The sequence below is a fragment of the Blastococcus sp. SYSU D00820 genome (assembly GCF_054050695.1).
In genome coordinates this window covers 577,651-599,677 of the sequence record NZ_JBJGZW010000001.1, presented here as the reverse complement: position 1 = coordinate 599,677, position 22,027 = coordinate 577,651, and the positions used below count along the sequence as shown (strand labels likewise).

21 protein-coding genes are annotated in these 22,027 nt (G+C 76.2%); 7 read left to right on the top strand and 14 right to left on the bottom strand.

Annotation, left to right across the window (positions count from 1 at the left end; all coding sequences use genetic code 11):
- Positions 1–8 precede the first annotated feature (8 nt).
- The 5 genes from hemC to ACI79R_RS02850 form a co-directional block, all read right to left on the bottom strand.
- A complete protein-coding gene (gene hemC / locus ACI79R_RS02870) occupies positions 9–947 on the bottom strand; it encodes a hydroxymethylbilane synthase (RefSeq protein ID WP_456572067.1) in 939 nt (312 codons plus the stop codon).
- Positions 944–2,293, bottom strand: coding sequence for a glutamyl-tRNA reductase (locus ACI79R_RS02865; protein ID WP_456572066.1), 1,350 nt, complete (start codon positions 2,291–2,293; stop codon positions 944–946). The genes hemC and ACI79R_RS02865 overlap by 4 nt, the downstream gene beginning before the upstream one ends.
- A complete protein-coding gene (locus ACI79R_RS02860) occupies positions 2,290–2,976 on the bottom strand; it encodes a redox-sensing transcriptional repressor Rex (RefSeq protein ID WP_456572065.1) in 687 nt (228 codons plus the stop codon). The genes ACI79R_RS02865 and ACI79R_RS02860 overlap by 4 nt, the downstream gene beginning before the upstream one ends.
- 278 nt (positions 2,977–3,254) lie before the next feature.
- A complete protein-coding gene (locus ACI79R_RS02855; protein WP_456572064.1) occupies positions 3,255–3,497 on the bottom strand; it encodes a glutaredoxin family protein in 243 nt (80 codons plus the stop codon).
- A 13-nt stretch (positions 3,498–3,510) separates the two neighbouring features.
- Positions 3,511–5,085 carry an AMP-binding protein gene (locus ACI79R_RS02850; protein WP_456572063.1) on the bottom strand — a complete coding sequence of 525 codons (1,575 nt, stop codon included), beginning with the start codon at positions 5,083–5,085 and terminating at the stop codon, positions 3,511–3,513.
- 332 nt (positions 5,086–5,417) lie between these two features.
- Between ACI79R_RS02850 and ACI79R_RS02845 the strand changes: the two genes are divergently transcribed.
- The 3 genes from ACI79R_RS02845 (at position 5,418) to ACI79R_RS02835 (ending at position 8,500) form a co-directional block, all read left to right on the top strand.
- Entirely contained in the window at positions 5,418–6,152 is a 735-nt protein-coding gene (locus ACI79R_RS02845) for a sigma-70 family RNA polymerase sigma factor (protein ID WP_456572062.1), read from the top strand.
- Positions 6,153–6,285: 133 nt separating this feature from the next.
- Entirely contained in the window at positions 6,286–7,488 is a 1,203-nt protein-coding gene (locus ACI79R_RS02840) for a DUF5667 domain-containing protein (RefSeq protein WP_456572061.1), read from the top strand.
- 106 nt (positions 7,489–7,594) lie between these two features.
- Complete coding sequence (locus tag ACI79R_RS02835; RefSeq protein WP_456572060.1) at positions 7,595–8,500, top strand: HAD family hydrolase; 906 nt, start codon at positions 7,595–7,597, stop codon at positions 8,498–8,500.
- Here the strand turns inward: ACI79R_RS02835 and ACI79R_RS02830 are convergent.
- The 6 genes from ACI79R_RS02830 to ACI79R_RS02805 all read right to left on the bottom strand — a co-directional run bounded on the left by ACI79R_RS02830 (position 8,497) and on the right by ACI79R_RS02805 (position 13,258).
- Positions 8,497–9,408 carry a lysophospholipid acyltransferase family protein gene (locus tag ACI79R_RS02830; RefSeq protein ID WP_456572059.1) on the bottom strand — a complete coding sequence of 304 codons (912 nt, stop codon included), beginning with the start codon at positions 9,406–9,408 and terminating at the stop codon, positions 8,497–8,499. The genes ACI79R_RS02835 and ACI79R_RS02830 overlap by 4 nt on opposite strands.
- Positions 9,401–10,507 (bottom strand): NAD-dependent epimerase/dehydratase family protein, encoded by a 1,107-nt coding sequence (locus ACI79R_RS02825; RefSeq protein ID WP_456572058.1) that lies wholly within the window; start codon positions 10,505–10,507, stop codon positions 9,401–9,403. The genes ACI79R_RS02830 and ACI79R_RS02825 overlap by 8 nt, the downstream gene beginning before the upstream one ends.
- Positions 10,508–10,517: 10 nt before the next feature.
- Complete coding sequence (locus ACI79R_RS02820; RefSeq protein WP_012854759.1) at positions 10,518–10,616, bottom strand: 30S ribosomal protein bS22; 99 nt, start codon at positions 10,614–10,616, stop codon at positions 10,518–10,520.
- Positions 10,617–11,149: 533 nt separating this feature from the next.
- On the bottom strand, positions 11,150–11,494 hold the full coding sequence (locus ACI79R_RS02815; RefSeq protein WP_456572057.1) for an excisionase family DNA-binding protein: 345 nt from the start codon (positions 11,492–11,494) through the stop codon (positions 11,150–11,152).
- 250 nt (positions 11,495–11,744) lie between these two features.
- Positions 11,745–12,557, bottom strand: a complete 813-nt coding sequence (gene proC / locus ACI79R_RS02810; protein WP_456572056.1) for a pyrroline-5-carboxylate reductase — start codon at positions 12,555–12,557, stop codon at positions 11,745–11,747.
- Positions 12,554–13,258 (bottom strand): hypothetical protein, encoded by a 705-nt coding sequence (locus tag ACI79R_RS02805; protein ID WP_456572055.1) that lies wholly within the window; start codon positions 13,256–13,258, stop codon positions 12,554–12,556. The genes proC and ACI79R_RS02805 overlap by 4 nt, the downstream gene beginning before the upstream one ends.
- A gap of 81 nt (positions 13,259–13,339) precedes the next feature.
- On the opposite strand from ACI79R_RS02805, the gene ACI79R_RS02800 reads away from it, so the two are divergent.
- Positions 13,340–13,891, top strand: coding sequence for a type 1 glutamine amidotransferase domain-containing protein (locus ACI79R_RS02800; protein WP_456572054.1), 552 nt, complete (start codon positions 13,340–13,342; stop codon positions 13,889–13,891).
- A gap of 23 nt (positions 13,892–13,914) precedes the next feature.
- On the opposite strand, the gene ACI79R_RS02795 is transcribed toward ACI79R_RS02800, so the two are convergent.
- Both ACI79R_RS02795 and ACI79R_RS02790 read right to left on the bottom strand, forming a co-directional pair.
- The gene (locus ACI79R_RS02795; protein WP_456572053.1) at positions 13,915–14,637 is read right to left on the bottom strand and encodes a hypothetical protein; all 723 of its coding nucleotides are present in this window, start codon (positions 14,635–14,637) and stop codon (positions 13,915–13,917) included.
- Complete coding sequence (locus ACI79R_RS02790) at positions 14,637–15,602, bottom strand: Ppx/GppA phosphatase family protein (protein WP_456572052.1); 966 nt, start codon at positions 15,600–15,602, stop codon at positions 14,637–14,639. Before ACI79R_RS02790 ends, ACI79R_RS02795 begins: the two co-directional genes overlap by 1 nt.
- A 69-nt stretch (positions 15,603–15,671) precedes the next feature.
- Between ACI79R_RS02790 and ACI79R_RS02785 the strand changes: the two genes are divergently transcribed.
- From ACI79R_RS02785 to ACI79R_RS02775, 3 genes are all read left to right on the top strand, one after another.
- Positions 15,672–16,496, top strand: coding sequence for a hypothetical protein (locus ACI79R_RS02785; protein WP_456572051.1), 825 nt, complete (start codon positions 15,672–15,674; stop codon positions 16,494–16,496).
- A gap of 94 nt (positions 16,497–16,590) precedes the next feature.
- Positions 16,591–18,726 (top strand): bifunctional MFS transporter/dTMP kinase, encoded by a 2,136-nt coding sequence (locus tag ACI79R_RS02780; RefSeq protein WP_456572050.1) that lies wholly within the window; start codon positions 16,591–16,593, stop codon positions 18,724–18,726.
- A 5-nt stretch (positions 18,727–18,731) separates the two neighbouring features.
- Positions 18,732–19,589 (top strand): class I SAM-dependent methyltransferase, encoded by an 858-nt coding sequence (locus tag ACI79R_RS02775; protein WP_456572049.1) that lies wholly within the window; start codon positions 18,732–18,734, stop codon positions 19,587–19,589.
- On the opposite strand, the gene ACI79R_RS02770 is transcribed toward ACI79R_RS02775, so the two are convergent.
- Complete coding sequence (locus ACI79R_RS02770; RefSeq protein ID WP_456572048.1) at positions 19,586–22,021, bottom strand: hypothetical protein; 2,436 nt, start codon at positions 22,019–22,021, stop codon at positions 19,586–19,588. The two genes, ACI79R_RS02775 and ACI79R_RS02770, sit on opposite strands and share 4 nt — an antisense overlap.
- Between the last annotated feature and the right edge of the window lie 6 nt (positions 22,022–22,027).

Genomic DNA, 22,027 nt, shown 5'->3' with positions numbered 1-22,027 from the left:
GGGGCCGGTCACCGACCGGCCGCCATGAGCTCCGCGGCGCCGCGGTCGAGCAGGTCGGCGGCGAGCTCGCGGCCGAGCCGCTCGGCGTCGCCGAGCGGGCCGGTGGCCGAGCCGCGGACGCCGTCGCTGCCGTCCAGCGCCGTGACGGAGGCGCGCAGGAACAGCTCCTGGCCCTCCTCGCCCTCGGCGATCTCGGCGTAGGCGGCGACCGGCGCGCTGCAGCCGGCCTCGAGGGTGGCCAGCGTGGTGCGCTCGGCGAGCACGCAGGCGCGGGTGCCGGCGTCGTCCAGCGGGGCGAGCAGCGCGAGGGTCGCCTCGTCGTCGGCCCGGCACTCGACGGCCAGCGCGCCCTGGGCGGGCGCGGGCAGCACCTGCAGCGGGTCGAGGGTCTCGGTCACCGCGTCGAGCCGGCCGAGCCGGGCCAGCCCGGCCCCCGCGAGGACGACGGCGTCCAGGTCACCGGGCACCACCCGGGCCATGCGGGTGTCGACGTTGCCCCGGATCGGCACCACCTCCAGGCCCAGGCCCAGCGCCCGCAGCTGGGCGACCCGGCGCGGGGCGCCGGTGCCGATCCGCGCGCCCGGCGGCAGCTCGCCGAGGGTGAGGCCGTCGCGGGCGACCAGCGCGTCGCGGGGGTCCTCCCGCGGCGGGACGGCGGCCAGCAGCAGCCCCGGCTCCGGCGCGGTGGGGAGGTCCTTGTAGCTGTGGACGGCGACGTCGACGGTGCCCTCGAGCAGCGCCTGGCGGATCGCGGTCACGAAGACGCCGGTGCCGCCGAGCTGCGCGATGGCCGCCGCCGAGCGGTCGCCCTCGGTGCTGATGTGCACCAGCTGGACGGGCACGCCGGTGGCCGCGGTGATCGCGTCGGCGACGTGCCGGGACTGCGTCGTGGCCAGCTGGCTGGCGCGGGTGCCCAGGCGCAGGGTCCGGGTGGGGGCGGCGGTCACGACAGCTCGTCCGGGTCGACGGCGACCGCCTCGGCCAGCCGGGTGCCGGAGGTGGGCACGTCGGTGTCGATGCCGAGGCCGAACAGGGTGCGCAGCGCGCCGGCGTAGTCGACCCCGCCCGGGGCGCTGGCCAGCTCCTTCACCCGCACGGTGGGCTCGTGCAGCAGCTTGTCGACCACCCGGTTGACCGTGCGGGCGATCTCGGCGCGCTCGCGGGCGCCCAGGTCGGGCAGCCGGGTGGACAGCCGCAGCAGCTCGGCCTCGACCACCTCGGCGGCCTGGCTGCGCAGCGCGGAGACCGTGGGGGCGACGGCCGCGGCCTGCCGCTCGGCGCGCAGCAGCGCGGTCTCGGCCTCGATGAGGGCGTGCGCGGCGGCGACGTCGTCGGCGGCGACCGACCCGGCGACCGGCGCGCCGTCGGTGGCCGCCCGCTCGCCCTGCAGCAGCGCGAGGTCGACGACGTGCACGCCGGGCAGGGTGGCGACGGCGGGGTCGACGTCGCGGGGCAGCGCCAGGTCGACCACGGCCAGCGGCCGGTGGGTGCGGCCGGCCATCGCGGTCGCGACCGCGTCGGTGCCCACGACCAGGCCGGTGGCGCCGGTGCAGGTGACCAGCAGGTCGGCGGCGGCGATGGCGGCGGGGAGGTCCTCGAGGTCGGCGGTGGCGCCGTCGACGGCGGCGGCCAGGCGGGCGGCCGACTCGGCCGTCCGGCTGCTGACCGTGACCAGCGCACCGCGGCGGGACAGCGTGGCCGCGGCCAGCGCGCCCATCGAGCCGGCGCCGACGACCAGCACCGGCCGGCCCTCGAGGGAGCCGATCCGGTCCTCGGCACGGTCCAGGGAGACCGACACCAGGGAGGCGCCGGCCTTGTCGATGCCGGTCTCGGAGTGCACGCGCTTGCCCACCCGCAGCGCCCGCTGGGCCACCGGGTGCAGCGCGCGGCCGACCGTGCCCTCCTCGCGGGCGAGGGCGTAGGCGGTGCGCAGCTGGCCGAGCACCTGCGTCTCGCCGACGACCATGGAGTCCAGGCCCGCGGCCACGGTGAACAGGTGGGTGACCGCCTGGTCCTCGTAGTGGACGGTCATGAACGGGGAGAGCTCCTCCACCGTCGCGCCGGCCTGGCGGGCCAGCACCCGGCTGACCTCGGCGACGCCGCCGTGGAAGCGGTCGACCTCGGCGAAGACCTCCACCCGGTTGCAGGTGGCCAGCACGATCGCCTCGCTGACGTGGTCGTTGCCGACCAGCTCGTGCAGCGCCTTGACCGTGTCGTCGGTGCCCATCGCGAACTGCTCGAGCAGCGCGACCGGCGCGGTCTGGTGGCTGATGCCCACCGCGAGCAGGCTCATGCCATCCCCCCGACGGCCGGCACCAGACCGGCACCGTGGCCGGTCGCGGCGTCCCGCTGCCCGTCCAGGAAGGCGAGCACCTGCAGCTCGACGGAGAGGTCCACCTGGCGGACGTCGACCCCCGCGGGCGCGACCAGCGCCACCGGCGCGAAGTTCAAGATGCTCCTCACCCCGGCCGCGGTGAGCCGGTCGCAGACCGACTGCGCCACCTCGGCCGGTGTCGCGATGACCCCGATCGTCGCGCGGGTCGCGGCGACCACCTCGTCCAGTTCCTCGACCGGGCGCACGCTGCGGCCGCCGATCCGCTGCCCCACGCGCGCCGGCGAGCTGTCGAACAGCCCGACGAACTCGAAGCCCCGGCTGCCGAAACCGGCGTAGTCGGCCAGCGCGGAGCCGAGGTTGCCGATGCCGACCAGCACGCAGCCGCGCGAGCGCTCGACGCCGAGCACCCCGCCGATCCGGTCCCGCAGGGTGGCGACGTCGTAGCCGACGCCGCGCACGCCGCACGGGCCCAGGTGGGTGAGGTCCTTGCGCAGCCCCGCGGGGTTGACGCCGGCCGCGGAGGCCAGCTCACCGGAGGAGACGCTGCGCCGGCCGGCGTCGGCCAGGCCGGTCAGCACCCGCAGGTACACGGCCAGCCGGGCGACCGTGGCCTCGGGGATGCGGGACCGCGGCTGGGTCACTGCCCCTCCTCGCGGGCGTCCCCCGGCGGCGCGCCGCTCCACGGCACGTCGACGACCTCGGGGACTGGGTCGCTTGCGTCTGCCCGGGGTCCGCGGGCCGCTGCTGGGCCGGGACGGACGACATCGGGACCGGGCGTGAACCACCCGGTGACAGCCACGGTAACCGCTTGTGAAGGCAGGAACAAAGTCGCTGCGGTCGCCCCGGGCCCGCGGCCAGCGCAGACGTACCCAGCTGTGGTGGAGACCATACCCGGCCGGGTGGGCCGGGCCCCGCCCGCCTACCCCAGCCCGAGGTCGCGGCGCAGCCGCGGCACGTCGACGGTGAAGTAGGAGTGCTCGCGGCCGTCGAGCAGCACGACCGGCACCCGGTCGCCGTACTCGGCCTGCAGGTCGGGATCGGCGTCGACGTCCACCGGAACCGGCGTCAGGCCCGCCTCCGCGGCGATCGGGGCGAGCACCGCCTCGGCGTCGGCGCAGAGGTGGCAGCCGGTGCGGGTGAGCAGCTGCAGCCGTGGCCCCACCCCCGACGGCCCCTCAGCCACTGCCGACCCCCTCGGCCGCGGCCGCCGCCTCGGCGGGGGTGGTCTCCGCGATCTCGTCCGGCCGGCTCAGGCCCAGCTCGCGCAGGCGGGCCCGGCTGACCTTGCCGGTCAGCGAGTGCGGCAGCGAGGCGAGGAAGTGCACCGACGTCGGCACCTTGTAGCGGGCCAGCTGCCCGGCGGCGTGCGCGCGCAGCTCCTCGAAGCCGACCTGCGCGCCCGGGGCCAGCGCGACGACGGCGCGGACGGCCTGCCCGGTGCGCGGATCCGGAACCCCGATCACCGCGCTCTCGGCGACGGCGGGGTGCGCGTCGAGCACCCGCTCCACCTCGGCGGGGTAGACGTTGAAGCCGCTCACGAGCACCAGGTCGCTGCGCCGGTCGACCAGGTGCAGGTCGCCCTCCTCGTCGCGGTAGGCGAGGTCACCGGTGGCCAGCCAGCCCTCGGCGTCGGGACCGTCGGCCGCGTCGGGCCAGTAGCCGGAGAACAGGTTGGCCCCGCGGACCCAGATCTCCCCCGGGCCCTCGTCCGACGCCTCGCGGGGCCCCGGCGACTCCTCGGGATCCCGTGCGGCCGTGTCGCGCAGCGCGACCTCCACTCCCGGCAGCGGGCCGCCGATGCAGGAGGGCTTGGCGCGGCCGGTGGCCAGCGTGCTGGTCACCACCGGGCACGCCTCGGTGAGGCCGTACCCCTCCCAGACCGTGACCGCGGCCCGCTCGCGCATCGCCGTCCAGACGTCGGCCGGCAGTGGCGCGGCACCCGAGGAGGCCATCCGGACCGCGGCGAACGCCCGGCGCAGGTCGGCGTCGCTGCCGGCGGCGTCGGCCGCGGCCAGCCAGGCCTGGTACATCGGCGGAGCGCCGGGGACGGCGGTGACCTGCTCGGCCTCCATCAGGGCGAGCGCGGCCCGGGGGTCGAAGTCAGCCATCAGCACCGCGCAGGCCCCCGTCGCGGCGACCAGGCCGAAGCCGGCGTTGAGGCCGTAGACGTGGAACAGCGGCAGCACCAGCAGCACGCGGTCGTCCGGGCGCACCGGGGGCGGCTGCATCGCCAGGCACTGCTCCTGGTTGGCCCGCAGCGCGGCCGCCGAGAGCATCGCGCCGCGCGGGCGGCCGGTCGTGCCGCTGGTGTAGGCCAGGAAGGCGAGGGCGTCGGGACCGGGCGCGACCTCCGGCGGCGGGCCGTCGGCGTCCGGCGGACCCGGGCAGACCGGCACGCCGGCCACCGCCGGCCGCTCCCCGTCGGCGACCAGCAGCGACGCACCGGAGTCGGTGAGCACGTACTCGAGCTCCGGCTCGGTGTAGGCGGTGTTCACCGGGACGACGACCAGCCCGGCCCGCAGCGCCCCGAGCGTGGCACGCAGCCAGTCCACCCCGTTGGGCAGCTGGACGGCGACCCGGTCCCCCGGGGCGAGCCCGCGCGCGGCCAGGCCCGCGGCCGCGCGGTCGACCAGCGCGTCGAGCTGCGACCAGCTCAGCCGGGTGTCCCCGGCGACCACGGCGGGGGCCTCGGGGCGCTCCCGCGCCGCGGCCCGGACCAGCGCGGGCAGCGACGGTGCGGCCTCGGTCACAGGACGCCTCCTCCGGTGGAGTGTGGTGCAGGTCACCCGCGCGGGCGTCGCCGGACCTGCCGTGGAGGGCAGACCTGCAGGTGACGTGGACGGGCTGGGCCGATGTTGTCACCATGGGCGGTGCCGCGCAGCACCGCGCGACCCGGCCGGGAGGGTCGCTCGGGGTACCGAGCCGTCCCGGGCTCGGCCCATCGACGAGGAGGTCGACGCACCGGATGGCCCAGTCGCGTCCCGTCGGCGAGCGGGATCCCGCCGTCGACGCGACGGGGAGCCCGGTGGCCCCTCCGCCGCGACGGCCCAGCCCGCGTCCCCGGCCCACCCCGCACCCGAGGGTGAGCACCGAGGCCGCACCCCCGGTCCGGGAGCCCAACATCGTGGCCGAGCTGCCGCCGGAGCCGGCCGGCGGCGAGGACCCCGCCCTCGAGGACCCCGCCCTCGAGGACCCCGCCCTCAAGGACGACGCCGACGACGCCGCGCTGGTCGAGGAGGTCGCGGCCCTCGGGGAGGCGCTGCCCGACGAGCCGGTGGACGTCTGGGGGCTGGTCGCCCGCGCCCAGCAGGGGGACGCCGAGGCGTTCGGCCTGCTCTACGACCACTACGTGACCATGGTCTACCGGTACGTCTACCACCGCGTCGGCGACCGGGCGCAGGCCGAGGACTTCACCAGCGAGACGTTCGTCCGGGCGCTGCGCCGGATCGACTCGCTGTCCTTCCAGGGCCGCGACGTCGGCGCCTGGCTGGTCACGATCGCGCGCAACATCATCCGCGACCACGTGAAGAGCAGCCGCTACCGGCTGGAGGTCACCACCGCCGACATGCGCGACGCCGACCGGGTCACCGAGGGCCCGGAGGACGCCGTCGTCGCGTCGCTGACCAGCGAGCAGCTGCTGGCCTGCGTCCGGCAGCTGGGCAGCGAGCAGCAGGAGTGCATCTCGCTGCGCTTCCTGCAGGGCCTGTCGGTGGCCGAGACGGCGGCGGTGATGGGCAAGAAGGACGGCGCGATCAAGGCGCTGCAGCACCGGGCGGTGCGGCGGCTGGCCAGCCTGCTGCCGGAGGGGCTGCGGTGACCGGCGTCCCCCGAGAGGGCGATCTCGTAGTTACTCATGAGTACTGCGTAACCGCCACCGGAGAGCGGTCGTTGGCTCGTCGGATGGCCGCGGACGGCGCGGTCGCCCGCTGCCGACCGACCGGAGGACCCCGATGACTCCCGACGACGGCGCCGCCCCCGGGGGCACCCGCCGCGCGGTCGTGCGGGACCGGGAGGAGGCGCTGGTCGGCCGCCTGGAGCGGCTGGCGACCGAGCTCGACGACGCGCCGGACCCGGCGTTCCGGGCCGCGACCCGCGCCCGGCTGGTCGCGATGGCCGCCGTCCGGCAGCCGGAGGCCGATCCGGCTCCCGAGCGGCGCACCCTGCTCCGCCGGGTGCTGGCCGTGCGGGCCGACGACGACACCCGGCCCTCCCGCTGGCGCACCCGGCTGACCGCGGGCCTGGCCGGGGCCGCGGTGGCCGTGTGCGCGCTCGGCACGCTGGTGGCGCTGTCGTCGTCCGCCGAGCCGGGCGACGTCCTCTACGACCTCAAGCGCGGCACCGAGCAGACGCAGCTGGCGCTGGCCGGCGACGACCGTGGCGCCACCCTGCTGGAGTTCGCCGGCACCCGGCTCGACGAACTGGCCGACCTGGCGGCCTCCGGTGCCCCCGGCGACCTCGTGGTGCAGACGCTGCAGACCATGGACGCCCAGACCGCCGAGGGCGCGGCACTGCTGGTGGAGCAGGCGCTGACCGGTATCGACCCGGCGCCGGTGCAGCAGCTGGCCGACTGGACCGCGCGGCAGTCGGCCGAGCTCGCGGAGCTGGCACCGGAGCTGCCGGGCGAGGCCACCGCGGAGGCCGGTGCCGCGGCCGACCTGCTGGCCGCCGTCGCCGGCCGGGTGGCCGCGGTGCAGGGCGCGCTGGCCTGCCCGACCGGGCCGGTCAGCACCGGCCGCGACGACCTCGGCCCGGTCCCCGCGCCCTGCGCGCCGGCCACCCCGGCACCGGCCCCGGCGCCGGACCCGGCCGCCCCGGGCGGCGGCACCACTGCGCCGTCGACGTCGGGTGCGCCCGTCCCCACCCCGGCTCCCGCGCCGCAGGCGCCCCCGGCACCGGGCGCTCCGCCGGCCGGTCCGACCTCCGGCACCGGCCCTGGGGGCGGCGGTGCGCAGACCGGCGGGAGCACCGGGTCCGGCGGCGGCACGGCCCCGGCGACACCGACCGCGCCGGCGCCGCAGCCGCCGCGCAACCCGCTGCCCCTGCCGGTGCCGGGCGGCTCGTCGTCCACCCCGACGCCGACGCCGACGACGCCGACGATCCCCCCGCTGATCGACACGCCCCTGCCGATCTGCATCCCGCTGGTCATCTGCTGAGGCCGGCCGCCGGGGCACCCGGTGCTCCGGCGGCCCGGCGCACGGGGCCCCACTAGGGTGGCTCCGCGGGGGCCACGCGGGCCTCCCCGCCGGACAGGAGGTCCCCGTGCCGCGACTGCCGTTCCGGGGCCGCCGCACTCGACCGGTCCCCGACGAGGAGACGCGCGCGCACGTCGCCGGTGCCGCGTCGGCGGCCGCGGCCGAGGTCGCACCGCCACCCGCGGTGGTGCCCGACCCGACCGCCGCGGCGTTCTTCGACGTCGACAACACGATGATGATGGGCGCCTCGCTCTTCTGGTTCGCCCGCGGCTTGGCCGCCCGCAAGTACTTCCGGGCGCGCGACCTCGCGCTGTTCGTCTGGCAGCAGGCCAAGTTCCGCATCGCCGGCAACGAGAGCGCCGACGACATGCACACCATCCGCGAGAACGCGCTGGCCTTCGTGGCCGGCCGGCCGGTCACCGAGATCACCCAGGCCGGCGAGGAGATCTACGACGAGCTGATGGCCGACCGGATCTGGTCGGGCACCCGCGTGCTGGCGCAGAAGCACCTGGACGCCGGCCAGCGGGTCTGGCTGGTCACCGCGACCCCGGTGGAGCTGGCCCGCATCATCGCCCAGCGGCTGGGCCTGACCGGCGCCCTCGGCACGGTCGCCGAGGTGGTCGACGGGCAGTACACCGGCCGGCTGGTCGGCGAGCTGATGCACGGCGAGGCCAAGGCCGAGGCGGTCCGCGCGCTCGCCGAGCGGGAGGGGCTGGACCTCAGCCGCTGCACCGCCTACAGCGACTCGTCCAACGACCTGCCGATGCTCACGCTGACCGGCACCGCGGTCGCGGTGAACCCCGACACCGAGCTGCGGGCGGTGGCGCGGTCCCGGGGCTGGGAGATCCGCGACTTCCGCACCGGCCGCAAGGCCGCCAAGATCGGCGTCCCCACGCTGGCCGCGGCCACGCTCGGGGGCGGGCTGGTCGGCGGCGCGGTCGCGCTGCGCCGGCGCAACCGCTGGCCCTTCTAGCCCCAGACGCTCCGGCGCTGCAGCAGCAGCTGGTACAGCGACTGCTGGATGGTCTCCCGCACCTGGTCGGTCAGGTTGAAGACCAGCATCGGGTCCTCGGCGGCGGCCGGGCCGTAGTGCGCCGTCTCGATCGGCGTGCCGAACGCGATCAGCCACTTCGACGGCAGCGGCACCAGGCCCAGGGGGCCGAGCAGCGGGAACGTCGGGGTGACCGGCAGGTAGGGCAGGCCGAACAGCCGCGCGGCCGTCTTGGCGTTGCCGATCATCGGGTAGATCTCCTCGGCCCCGACGATCGCGCACGGGATGATCGGCACCCCGGTGCGCAGAGCCGCCGTGACGAAACCCCCGCGACCGAACCGCTGCAGCGTGTACCGCTCGCGGAACGGCTTGCCGATGCCCTTGAAGCCCTCGGGGAAGACGCCGACCAGCTCGCCCTCGGTGAGCAGCCGCTCGGCGTCCTCGCTGCAGGCCAGCGTGGCACCGAACTTGCGGGCCATCGCGCCGATGAACGGCAGCTCGAAGACCAGGTCGGCGCCGAGCAGCCGGAAGCGGCGCTGCGCCGGGTGGTCGTCGTGCAGCGAGACCGTGGTCATCAGCGCGTCCACCGGCAGGGTGCCGGAGTGGTTGGCCACCACCAGCGCACCGCCCTGCGACGGCACGTTCTCCACACCGTGGGTCTCCACCCGGAACCAGCGGTTGAACCACGGCCGCAGCATCGGCAGCAGCACGTGGTCGGTGAGATCGGGGTCGAAGCCGAACTCGTCGGTGTCGTACTCGCCGGTCAGGCGGCGGCGGAGGAACTCCAGGCCGCCGGCGACCTGCTCGTCCCAGCTGGAGGACGACGGCGGCGGCACGTGCGGCTGGTCGTCGTCGTCCGGGCGCAGCGGGATGACGCGGGCCTCAGGCATCGCGCACCGCCCGCAGGCCGGGGGCGGCAGGAGCCGGGCGGAACCGCTCCCCCACCGACGTGGCCGTGCTGCCCACCCGGCTGACCAGGCCCTCCGCGCGGGCGGTGATCCCGCCGACGGTCTCCGGGGAGAGCACCGGGGGCACGGTGCGCGCGTAGTCGGCCAGCGCCTGCTCGGTGCTGTACCGCGGGGTGTAGCCGAACTCGGTGCGCAGGACGGTGGTGTCCACGACCCGGCCGAAGTTGAGGAAGCGCATCTGCTCGGGTGAGTAGTCGATGAAGCCGAACCGGCGGGTGAGCCGGCCCAGCGAGCCGAGGGTCGGCGAGGGGAGCGGCAGCTGGAGCCGGCCGAGCCGGCGGATGACCTGGGACAGCAGCAGCGTGCCCTCCCCGCCGACGTTGACGGTGCCGGCGAAGTCACCGCTGGTGGCGCGGGTGAGCACGGCGAGGGCGTCGTCCTCGTGCAGCAGCTGGACGCGCGCGTCGTAGCCGAGGGCGGTGGGCACCACGGGCATCCGGAGGAAGCCGGTGAGCAGCGAGTCGATCCGCGGGCCGATGAAGTTGGTGAACCGCAGGACGGCGATGCCGACGTCGGGGCGGCGGCGGCCGAAGGAGCGCACGTAGCCCTCGATGTCGAGGCTGTCCTTGGCGAACCCGCCGGAGGGGACCGCGCGCGCCTGCATCGTCTCGGTGAAGACGGCGGGGTCGCGGGGGGAGGCGCCGTAGACGGCGCTGGTCGACTTCAGCACCAGCCGGCGCACCGAGGGCGCGCGCTGGCAGGCGGCCAGCAGCTGCATCGTGCCGATGACGTTGAGTTCCTTCATCGGCCCCCGCCCGCCGGACCCGGCCGGCGTGGAGCTGATGTTCATGTGCACGACGGTGTCGACACCCGCGGTGGCGATGACCTTGCCGATCAGCGGGTTGCGGATGTCGGCGCGCACGAACTCGGTGCGGCCGAGCCGGCGCAGCGTCTCGGCCGACGGCGGGACGGTGTCCACGCCGATGACCCGCTCGATGGCCGGGTCGGAGGCGAGCTCGGCCGCCAGCGCACCACCCAGCCACCGGCTGACGCCGGTGACGAGGACGACCGCGGGCGGCACGAGCGTCAGCTCACTTCTTGTTGCGACGCTGGACGCGCGTCTTCTTGAGCAGCTTGCGGTGCTTCTTCTTCGCCATCCGCTTGCGGCGCTTCTTGATGACCGAACCCATGGTGCTCTCTCCCGACGTCGTGCCGCGGGCGACCTCGGGGGACCAGGAGGTCCGCCGGACGCCGCGCGAGGTGATCAGCTCGTGTGCGACCGCCGCGGCCAGGGGCCCCGGCGACGCTCGGCGTCCGAGCCTACCCGGCGGGCCCGCGGCGACGCTGCCGCGGGAACCGGTCCGGGTCGTGCCCTCGCCCGAACGGGTCGGGCGAGGATGGAACTACAGGTGCTGGGACGGCACCTGGCCTGCGTGGTCCCGCCGAGTGGGCCCCGGAGGGGTCCGGGTAGGCGGGACCGAGCGGCTCAGCGCGTCCGGGGGACGGCACCTGGCCGCGGTGTCGTCCCGCCGAGTGGGCCCCGGAGGGGTCCGGGTAGGCGGGACCGAGCGGCTCAGCGCGTCCGTGGGACGGCACCTGGCCGCGGTGTCGTCCCGCCGAGTGGGCCCCGGAGGGGTCCGGGTAGGCGGGACCGAGCGGCTCAGCGCGTCCGGGGGACGGCACGTGGCCGCGGTGTCGTCCGGCAGGACGACGGTGTCAGAACTCAGGCGATGTCGGTGTAGGCGTCGCGCAGGTAGTCCTGGACGGCGCGCTCCGGCACGCGGAACGAGCGGCCGACGCGGACGGCGGAGAGCTCGCCGGCGTGGACGAGGCGGTACACGGTCATCTTGGAGACGCGCATCATGCTGGCGACCTCGGCGACGGTCAGGAAGGTGACCGCGGCGCGCGGGGCGGGGACGGCGGGGCGGCCGACGGGCATCGAGGCCGGGTGGGCCGGAGCGACCGGGCGGGCCATGGCGGAGGCCGGCATCGGGCGGCCGACGGGCCGCGGGCCGGGCACGCCCGGGCGGGCGAGAGCAGGGGCGGCGTGGCGCTGGGGCATGGTCATGTCTTCGTCTCCGGACTAGCACGAGTCGGGTGCCGGCTTCCCCACCGGCTACGGGACACGCACGTGCTGATACAGAGAGTAGGGGGATGGGTGGGACAGAAGCGATGGGTGAAACGGACATGCGGACCGGTCCGTCCTCGGCAGATGTGCACCCATGGAGACCTGTCGACATGTGTCCGGGCGCGTCATCGGCGACACGTCCGTGGACGACCCCGCGACGTCCCCGGGATCCCCGCCCGACCCGGTACCCTCACCGGCCTCCTGCGCCCAGCTCCACCGAGCGGGCGTGCGCGGCCTCGATCGCCGCGATGAGCGCGGCCCGGACGCCGTGCCGCTCGAGCTCCCGGATGGCCGCGATCGTCGTGCCGCCGGGGCTGGTGACCGCCTCCCGCAGCACCACCGGGTGCTCCCCGGAGTCCCGCAGCATCACCGCGGCGCCCAGCGCCGTCTGCACGATGAGGTCGACGGCCAGGGCGCGGGGCAGGCCCAGCAGGATGCCGGCGTCGACCATCGCCTCGACGAGGTAGAAGAAGTAGGCCGGGCCGCTGCCCGACAGCGCGGTGACCGCGTCCTGCTGGGCCTCCGGCACCCGGCGCACCCGGCCGACCGCGGCCAGCAGCTGCTCGGCCTCGTCGAGGTGCGACTCGTCGGCGTGCGCTCCCGCCGACAGCACGCTCATGCCCTCGTCGACCAGCGCGGGGGTGTTGGGCATGACGCGGACGACGGGCACGCCGGCCGGCAGCTCCGCCTCGATCCGCGCCGTCGGGATGCCCGCGGCCACCGACACGACCAGGTGCCCCTCGTCGACGTGCGGGGCGAGCAGGGCGAGCAGGGTGCCGATGTCCTGCGGCTTGACCGCCAGCAGCAGCACCCGCGCCTCGGCGGCCGCCTCGGCCAGCCCCAGCACCGGCACGCCGTACCGCTGGGTCAGCTCCGCGCCGCGCTCGGGGCTCCGCTCGCACACCACGATGCCCTCGGACCCGCTGCGCCGCACCAGGCCCGACAGCAGCGCCTCGCCGATCTTGCCGCCGCCGATGATCGCCAGCCCGCTGCGGCCGCTCACCGGGCACTCCCGGCGGCCGGCAGGGCCACCCGCACGCGGTACCCGCCGGCCAGCAGCCGGCGCTGCTCCTCGGTCCGTACTCCCCAGGTCATCACGTACTCCCAGCTGTCGGGGTCTCGGTCGTTCCAGGCCGCGCGCTCACCGGCGATGGCCACCAGCCGCGGATCGGTCGTGCCGACGGCCGGGCGGCCGGCGGCGCTCATCAGCACGTTGAGGCAGCGCACGAAGGTGAGGTCGGCCGCCGCGGTGCCGCGCCCGGGCCAGCCCGCGCGCCCGGCCAGCCGCACGCGGCCACCGGCGAGGGCACGGCAGCGCTCCTCGGCGCCCGGCTCGGTCACCGGCACGACGACCCCGGCGGTGGGCACGGCGTCCAGCACCCGGCGGACCGCCTCGTCGGGCCCGGCGAGCACGACGCCCAGCCCGGCCTCGAGCACCCGGGCGGCGTCCCGGGCGGCGGCGTCGGGTGCCGCGGGATCCACCGCGACGGTGAGCTCGCACGACCCGGCCAGGCCCGCGGCGGAGAGCCGGCCGGCCAGCGCCACCGGGTCCTCCGCGCCGTCCGGGCCGGGCTCCACGGCGACGAGGTGGCCGGCGGCCACCAGGTCACCGGCGGTCCGGACGACGTCCGAGGGACGGCGGGCGGCACCGGGGAGGTGCCGGGACAGCGGGCCCAGGGCCGCCGGGAGGGTGAGCGCTCGCACGGGGCGAACGGTAGTGCGCGGCGGGTGTGCTGCTCGGAGGGCCGGGGTAGCCGCCGCCGCATGGCAGGAGAACTGGACGGGATGAGGGTGGCGGTCCTGGCGACCGACGGCGTCGAGCAGGTCGAGCTGGACCGGCCCTGGCAGACGCTGGAGGAGGCCGGCGCGCAGCCGGAGCTGGTGTCGTTCGAGAGCGGCACGATCACCGCCTACGACCACATCGACAAGGGCGACACCCGGAAGGTCGACGTCACCCTCGGCGAGGCCGACCCCGACGAGTACGCGGCGCTGGTGCTGCCCGGCGGCGTCATCAATGGTGACTTCGTGCGCGCCGACGCCGACGCGGTCGCCTTCGTCAAGGCGTTCTTCGACGCGGGCAAGCCGGTGGCCGCGATCTGCCACGCGCCGTGGGTGCTGGTGGAGGCCGACGTCGTCCGGGGCCGCCGGATGACCTCCTGGCCGTCGCTGCAGACCGACCTGCGCAACGCCGGCGCCGACTGGGTGGACGAGGAGGTCGTGGTCGACGGGAACCTGGTCACCAGCCGCAAGCCCGACGACCTCGACGCCTTCGGCGCCGCGATCGTCGAGGTGTTCGCCGCGGCCGAGGACGCGGCGGAGGACGACGAGGAGGACTGAGCGGCCGGCTGCCGGCCGCCGCCTCAGGTGGCGGCCAGCAGCCCGGCGGCCGGCGCGATGGTCAGCAGCGTCCCGGCGAACACGAGGACGGCGATCAGCCGGAAGCCCAGCGGCTCGCCGCCGAACCGGTGCCGCCACGCCCCGACGCCGCCGACCAGCGCGGTGACCGCGATCGGCGCGAGCACCACCGCCACGTGCGGCAGCTGCTCCCAAAGCACGGTGAACAGGAAGTAGATGCCCACCCCCGCGGCGAGCGCGACGACCAGCTCGCCGGCGAAGCGCACCCAGGCCAGCACGCCCTCGCGGGCGCCGAGGTCCTCGTCCTCCAGCAGCGGCGGGTCGTCGTCGGCGCGGACGATCGGGATCGGGCCGGTGCTCGGGCCCTCCTCGCCGGCCGCGGCGGCGCCCGGCACCCCCGGCTTGCGGGAGGGCCGCAGCCCGGGGATGGCGGCGGTCTGCGGATCGGCCGCGCGGCTGCGCTGCTTCACCGGGTCGGCGGGGGGCACCGCGGGCGGCGTCCGCCCGGTGTCGGCCGCCCGCCGGCCGAACGCCGGCCGGTCGGCGACCCGGCCGGTGTCCCCGGGAGGGCTGTCACGGGGCTCGGTCCCCCGCTGGCGCACGCCGGTGTCACCGGTCTCGTCCCAGCGCCGGCGCCGGCCGCGGGTCGGGGAGTCGACGCCGGCCTCGCGCAGGATGTCGGCGAGCGAGCGCCCGCCGGTCTCCGGGTCCCGGCGCGGGTCCGCCATCACGAGCCTCCCAAGGTGTCCAGCCGCCGGAGGATGACACCCTCGCGCAGGGCCCACGGACAGATGCGGACGAACGGTACGTCCAGCGCCTGCATGGCGGCGTGCGCCACCACGGCGCCCGCGGGCACCTGGTGCGCGCGGTCGGGCGACACGCCGCGCAGCTCGGCCAGGGCGGCGGACTCGATCCGGGAGACGAACCCGATCAGCTGGCCCAGCCCGTCGGTGGTGAGCTGCCGCGGCACCCGCAGCCCGGCCGAGTAGGGGGCCGCACCGGTCAGCCGGGCCAGCGTGCGGAACGTCTTGCTGGTGGCGGCCACCAGGTCCGGGGGCCCGATGTCGCACAGCTTGTCCGCCGCGGGGCGCAGCAGCTCCGCGGCGTACTCCCCGAGCTCCTCGAGCGCGGCCAGATCGGGACGGCCGCCGGCGGCGGCGTCGGGCAGGAACCGCCGGGTCATGCGACCGGCCCCCAGCGGCAGGGACAGCGCGACCTCGGGGTCCTCGTCCACGCCGGCGGCCATCTCCAGCGAGCCGCCGCCGATGTCGAGCACGAGCAGCCGCCCGGCGCTCCAGCCGTACCAGCGGCGGACGGCGAGGAAGGTCAGCCGGGCCTCGTCCTCGCCACTGGTCACCTGCAGGTCCACGCCGGTCTCCTCGCGCACCCGCGCGAGCACCTCCATGCCGTTGGCCGCCTCGCGGATCGCGGAGGTGACCAGCCCGAGCAGCTCCTCGCAGCCCAGCGCCTCGGCCTGCTCGCACGCCTTGCGCACCGCGCGGACCAGCGCCTTCTCCCCCGCCTTGGACAGCTGGTCGTCCGGCCCGATCTCCTCGGCCAGGCGCAGCAGCCAGCGGTCGTCGTGGGTGGGGGTGGGGTGCGCGCCGCGGTGGGCGTCCACCACCAGCAGGTGCACGGTGTTCGATCCGACGTCCAGCACCCCGAGCCGCATGCGGTCAGTCTGCCTGGCCACCTCCGGACGCTCGCGCCGAGCGGAGCGAGGCGGACGGGGGGAGGGGGTCCTCTCTCTACGCTGGGCACCGTGCACGACGTCCCGCCCGAGGTCGACCCCGACTTCGCCCGCGAATGGGTGGAGTTCCCCGACCCGGCCGATCCCCGCCACCGCGTGCGGGCCGACCTCACCTGGCTGGCCTCGGCCTGGACCTGCGTCTTCGGCCAGGGCTGCGCCGGCGTGGTCGCCGGGCGCGCCGCCGACGGCTGCTGCAGCCACGGCGCGTTCTTCGCCGACGAGGACGACCTGCTCCGCGTCACCGCCGCCGTGGCCGACCTCACCGACGAGGACTGGCAGCTCGCCCCCGTCGGGCGGGGCGCCTGGACCGAGGAGGACGAGGCCGACGAGGAGGGCGGCGTCCGCTCCCTCCGCACCCGGCTCGTGGACGGCGCCTGCGTCTTCCTCAACCGGCCGGGCTGGCCCGGCGGCAGCGGCTGCGCGCTGCACCGGATGGCGCTGCGCGAGGACCTGCACCCGCTGACCACCAAGCCCGACGTGTGCTGGCAGCTCCCTGTGCGCCGCGAGCAGGCCGAGGTGGAGCGCCCCGACGGCAGCACCGTGCTGGTCTCGACGATCGGCGAGTTCGACCGCCGCGGCTGGGGGCCCGGCGGAGCCGACCTGCACTGGTGGTGCACCGGCTCCCCGGCCGCGCACGTCTCCCCCGAGCCGCTCGTCGTCACCTACGCCGCCGAGCTCACCGCCCTGCTGGGCGGGCCCGCGTACGCCGAGCTGCGCCGGCTGACCGAGGCCCGGCTGGACGCCGGGCTGGTCGCCCCGCACCCGGCCAGCCCCCCTCCGGTCGCCCTGCCGATGCCGCGCCTCCGGCCCGGCGGGCATCCCCCTGACGGGTGCTGACGTGCCGTCCGGTCCCGAGCCCGCCGATAGCCTTCCCGGAGCGCAGTCGCCGGGGCAGCAGGTCCCGGACGGCGCCGGACGGACGGCGGAGGCAGTGACCGAGGCACGGACGGCGGGCACGACCGCGAGCGCGGCCGGGAGCACCCCGGCCGGCGACAACGCCTTCGTGGCGCTGGTGCGCATCCCGGTCTTCCGGCGGCTGTGGGCGTCGATCACCGTCTCCAGCCTCGGGGACTGGCTGGGCCTGCTGGCCACCACCGCGATGGCCCAGCAGCTCACCCGCGACCAGTCGACGGCGGTCCAGGGCGCGGCGATCTCCGGCGTCATCCTGACCCGCCTGCTGCCCGACCTGCTCCTGGGACCGCTCGCGGGGGCGCTCGCCGACCGGCTGGACCGGCGCACCACCGTCGTCGTCGGCGAGCTGCTGGCCTTCGGCCTCTACCTGTCCATCGCGCTGAGCTATGAGCTCAGCTGGCTCTACATCGCGCAGTTCCTGGTCGAGGCGGTCGGGTTGTTCACCAACCCCGCCAAGCAGGCGATCTGGGTGGCGATCGTGCCGCGGGAACGCCTGGCGGTGGCCAACCAGATCTCGCTGTTCAGCGTGTACGGCGCCGTCCCCGTCGCCGCGGTGCTGTTCGCCCTGCTCTCCACCGTGGCCCGGGTGTTCCCGTCCGAGGGCGCGGCCGGGGAGGCCCGGACGGCGATCGTGGTCGCGCTCATCTTCAACGCCAGCACCTTCGTGCTGTCGGCCTCGACGGTCTTCCTGTCCCGGCGGCTGATCCCGCGGACGGCGACCGACCGCGAGGCGCCGTCCAACGTCTTCTCCCTCGTCGCCGAGGGGGTCAGCTTCCTGCGCGGCCAGCCGCTCATGCGGGCGCTCTACGTCGGCGTCATCGGCGCCTTCGGCGCGGGCGGCCTGACCATCGGCGTCGCCCAGCTCTACGTGGCCACCCTGCAGGCGGGCACCGCGGGCTACAGCGTGCTCTTCGGCGTCGTGTTCACCGGGCTGGCGATCGGCATGCTGGTCGGCCCGCGGATCCTGCCGACGGTGCCGCGGCGCAGCGTGTTCGCCCGCTCGATCGGCTTCGCCGGGCTGGCGCTGCTGGCGATGTCGCTGATCCAGGACTTCGTGCTGGCCACCGCGGCGGCCTTCCTCGTCGGCCTGTTCGCCGGCATCTCCTGGATCATCGGCTACACGCTGATCGGCTTCGAGGTCGAGGACCGGCTGCGTGGGCGGGTGTTCGCCTTCGTCATCTCCTCGGTGCGGATCATGCTGCTGCTGGCCGTGGCCGTCGGGCCGGGCCTCGCCGGCCTGCTCGGTGCACACGAACTGCGGCTCGGCGACCTGCTGCTCACCGTCACCGGCCCGGGGCTCACCCTGCTCATCGGCGGCGTGGTGGCGCTGGTCGTCAGCGCCTACGCCGTCCGGCAGGTGGCGCCCGGGCGGTCCCGCACCCGCCCGCGCGACTTCCTGCGGTTGCTGTGGGGCTCCTCGGACATCCTGTCGGCCTCGGCCAGCGGCGTCGGCCTGTTCGTGGTGGTCGAGGGCGCCGACCGCGACCTCACCCGCCGGTACGCCGCCGACCTCGCCCGGCACCTGCGCGAGTGCGGCTGCCCGGTGATGACCACCCACGAGCCCAGCGACACCGCGCTGGGGCGCCAGGTGCGCGGCGTCCTGTACCCGCCGGCCGATCGGCCCGCCGACGACCAGCCGGTGGCTCCCTACACGGCCGCGCTGCTGGCCGCCGCCGACCGCGCCGAGCACGTGGCCACGGTCATCCGCCCCGCGCTCGAGCAGGCGCAGGTGGTGGTGTGCAACCACTACGTGGACACCTCGATCGCCTTCCACGGCGCCGGCCAGGGCCTCGACGCCGACCGCATCCTGCGCACCTCGGTCTGGGCCACCCGCGGGCTGCTGCCCGACCTCACCGTGGTCGTCGACTCCCCCGTCACCGCCGCGCCGACCGGCGCCGACCCCGCCGCGGTGCGCCGCGCCTTCCTCGCCCAGGCCGAGGCCGCACCCGACCGCTACGTCGTCGTGCCCGGCGAGGGCCTGTCGCCCGACGCCGAGGAGGACCTGGTCGCCGACCCGGTGCGCCGGCGGATCACCTCGCTGCTGGCCCTGCGCTACCCGACCGCCGGCGGCGCCGAGCCCGGCGCCGCCGGGGCGGCCGCCCCGCCGGTGGGCGCTGCCGGTCCCGGAGCGGCGGGCGAGCGCTCCGTAGGGTGAGCGCCGTGAGCGCTCCCGCCGCCTGGACGGCCGCCGACACCGAGGACGTCGCCTGCTGCCTGTGCGGCGTGCCGGGCGAGCTGGTGCACGACGTCGCGCCCTTCGGGGTGGTGCGCTGCCCCACCTGCGGCCTGGTCTTCATCAGCCCGCGGCTGCGGCCGGAGGCCCTGCAGCGGCTCTACGACGACGTCGGCTACTTCGAGGGCGGCGTCTACGGCAGCGGCGTCTCCTCCGACACCGGTGCCGCGGACGGCGAGCAGGCCGGCCGCTGGTCGCCGGCGATGGTGCTGCAGCGCACCTGGACCGCCGGCCGGCTGCGGCTGCTCGACCGGGTCCGCGGCGGGCGGCCGCGGGGGCGGCTGCTGGAGATCGGCAGCGGCTACGGGCTGTTCCTCGACGCCGCCCGGTCCGCCGGCTGGACCACCAGCGGCGTGGAGCTGTCCCGCACCGGCGCCCGCCACGCCCGGGAGGCGCTGGGCCTCGACGTGTTCTGCGGCCAGCTGGCCGATGCTCCGCTCGAGGGCGGCTTCGACGCCGTCTGCGCCTGGGACACCGTCGAGCACGTGCCCGATCCGCTGGCGTTCTGGCGGACGGTGCGGTCGCTGGTGGCCGACGACGGCGTGGTGCTGTTCTCCACGCCCTACGTCGACTCCCTGCCCGCCCGGCTGCTCGGCACCCGCTGGTGGACGCTCAAGCCCACCGAGCACATCTGGCACTTCACCCCGCGCACGCACGCGCTGCTGCTGGCCCGGGCCGGGTTCGCGCTCACCCAGGTGGTGCGCAACCCGCTGGCCCCGGCCAACGTCACCCGGCTGGACTCGCTGGTCGGCGTCGCCCGGCCGATCCCGGGCGCCGCCGGCTAGCGGACGCGGCCGTTCGCGTACGTGATCGTGCCGCCCTGGAAGCGCTGGGCCGTGCCGCCGCGGACGGCGTACGGGTCCCCGACCGGGTAGCCGTAGCGGCCGAACTCCCAGCCGTTGGCGCCCCAGCGGTCGCGGATCGCCCCGTAGTACACGATGTGGGTGCCACCGGCCGGCGAGGAGTAGATCGCCCCGCCCTCGAAGTTCTGGTAGCAGCCGCCGCGGGCCAGGCCGCAGATGGGGTCGGTGACCGGGTAGCCCAGCGGGCCGCGCTCCCAACCCTGCCGGATCCACCGGTCGCGGATGGCGCCGTAGGTGGTGTGCGTGCCCGCCGTCGGGGACGAGTAGATCGAGCCGCCCTCGAAGTGCTGGTAGCAGCCGCCACGGACCAGGCCGCAGATCGAGTCGGTGACCGGGTAGCCGAAGCCGCCGTTCTCCCACCCCGTCGCGGCCCACCGGTCGCGGATGGCGCCGTAGATGACGTGCGTGCCCGCCGTCGGCGACGAGTAGATCGAGCCGCCCTCGAACATCTGCCAGCAGCCGCCCCGCACCAGACCGCAGAGGGAGTCGGTGACCGGGTAGCCGAAGCCGCTGTTCTCCCAGCCGGCCGCGGCCCACCGGTCGCGCAGCGCGCCGTAGATGACGTGCGTGCCCGCCGTCGGCGACGAGTAGATCGACCCGCCCTCGAACATCTGCCAGCAACCACCCCGCACCAGCCCGCAGAGGGAGTCGGTGACCGGGTAGCCGAAGCCGCCGTTCTCCCACCCCGTCGCGGCCCACCGGTCGCGCAGCGCGCCGTAGATGAGGTGCGTGCCCGCCGTCGGCGACGAGTAGATCGAGCCGCCCTCGAACATCTGCCAGCAACCACCCCGCACCAGCCCGCACAGCGAGTCGGTCAGCGGGAACACCAGCCGGCCGCGCTCCCAGCCGGCGGCGGCGTAGCGGTCGTAGATGGCACCGTGGACGAACTGCGCCCCGGTGGCCGGCGTCCAGTAGAGGATCCGCTGCTGGAAGCGCTGGTAGCAGCCGTTCACCAGCGTGAGGTCGCACTGGGTGTCCATCACCGGGTACCCCAGCGGCCCGCTCTGCGCGCCCGTGGCGGCGTACCGCCGGCCGATCACGCCGGTGGTGTAGGCAGCGCCCGTGGCCGGCGACCAGTAGAGGGTGCCGCCCTCGAAGACCTGGGAGCAGCCCCCGCCGGGCAGCCCGCACACCGCGTCGGCCGTCGGGTACCCCAGGAGCCCCATCTCGGTGCCCGTGGACCGGAACTTCGCCACCATCGCCGGCTGGGCGATGGCGTGCGCCCCGCCGGCCGGGCTCCAGAGCACCAGGCCGCCGCGGTAGGCCTGCGAGCACCCGCCGTTGCGCAGCCCGCAGACCGGCGCACCCGTGGGCGCACCCAGCGGCCCGGACGTGCCGCCGGCGGCGGCGTACGCGGCCGCGATGGGGTCCGGGGAGGGCAGGGTGGCCGCCGGGGCGCCGTAGACCGGCGCCGGCTGGCCGGCGACCGCCGGGACGTTCGCCCGGATGAGCGCGAAGCGGCCGTTCTCGCACCCGGTGGTGTAGTCGGCCAGGTGCAGCCGGTCGGCGGAGATCACCGCGCGGTTGGCGGTGGCGAAGCCGTTCCAGTCGACGATCCGCAGGTTCGGGTAGCCGGCGGTGAAGCCCTGCAGCACCGCGTTGAACTCCGCGGCCCGCGCGGCGAAGTCCGGGTAGTAGTAGTTCAGCCACAGCACCGGCCGCCCCTGGGCCTGCTGCAGGAACCAGTCCACGTCGGCCCGGAACTGGGCCACGCTCGACACCCGGATGTCGTTGGTGCCCAGGCCCATCACCAGGACGCCGGCGCTGCGGAAGTGCGCGAGCTCCTCGGCGTGGGAGGACTCGGTCATGAACGGCCAGTCCGGCGCGGTGGAGCTCATCCGCTCCCGCATGTTCCGCGCGGTGCCGCCGTTCCAGCCGACCATGCCCAGGGACCGCTCCCCCAGGCCCAGGGAGTCGCCGCACTGCCAGAACAGCGAGTCGCCGAGGCCGAAGACGGTCGGGTTGGTGACGGTCCAGGCGGGGTCCGGCTGGGCCGCGGGCGCCGCGGCGGGATCCGGCTCGGCCGTCGGCGCGGCAGCGGGATCGGCCGCGGCCGTCGGCGCGGCGGCGGGGTCCGGCTCCGCCGCGGGCGTCGCCGCGGGGTCCGGCTCGGCCGTCGGCGGAGCAGCGGGGTCGGCCTCGGCCGGCGGGGTCGCGGCCGGGTCCGGGTCGGCCGTCGGCGTCGCGGCGGGGTCGGCCTCGGCCGACGGGGTCGCGACCGGATCGGCCTGCGCCGCCGGCGTCGCGATGTTCATGGTGCCGACCAGCGCGAGCGCGGCGAGGAGGACCAGGACGGCGCGCCGGGCGGACCGGCGGGCGAGCCGGCGCAGGGAAGAGGGTCCGCGGAGGAGCACGGCACC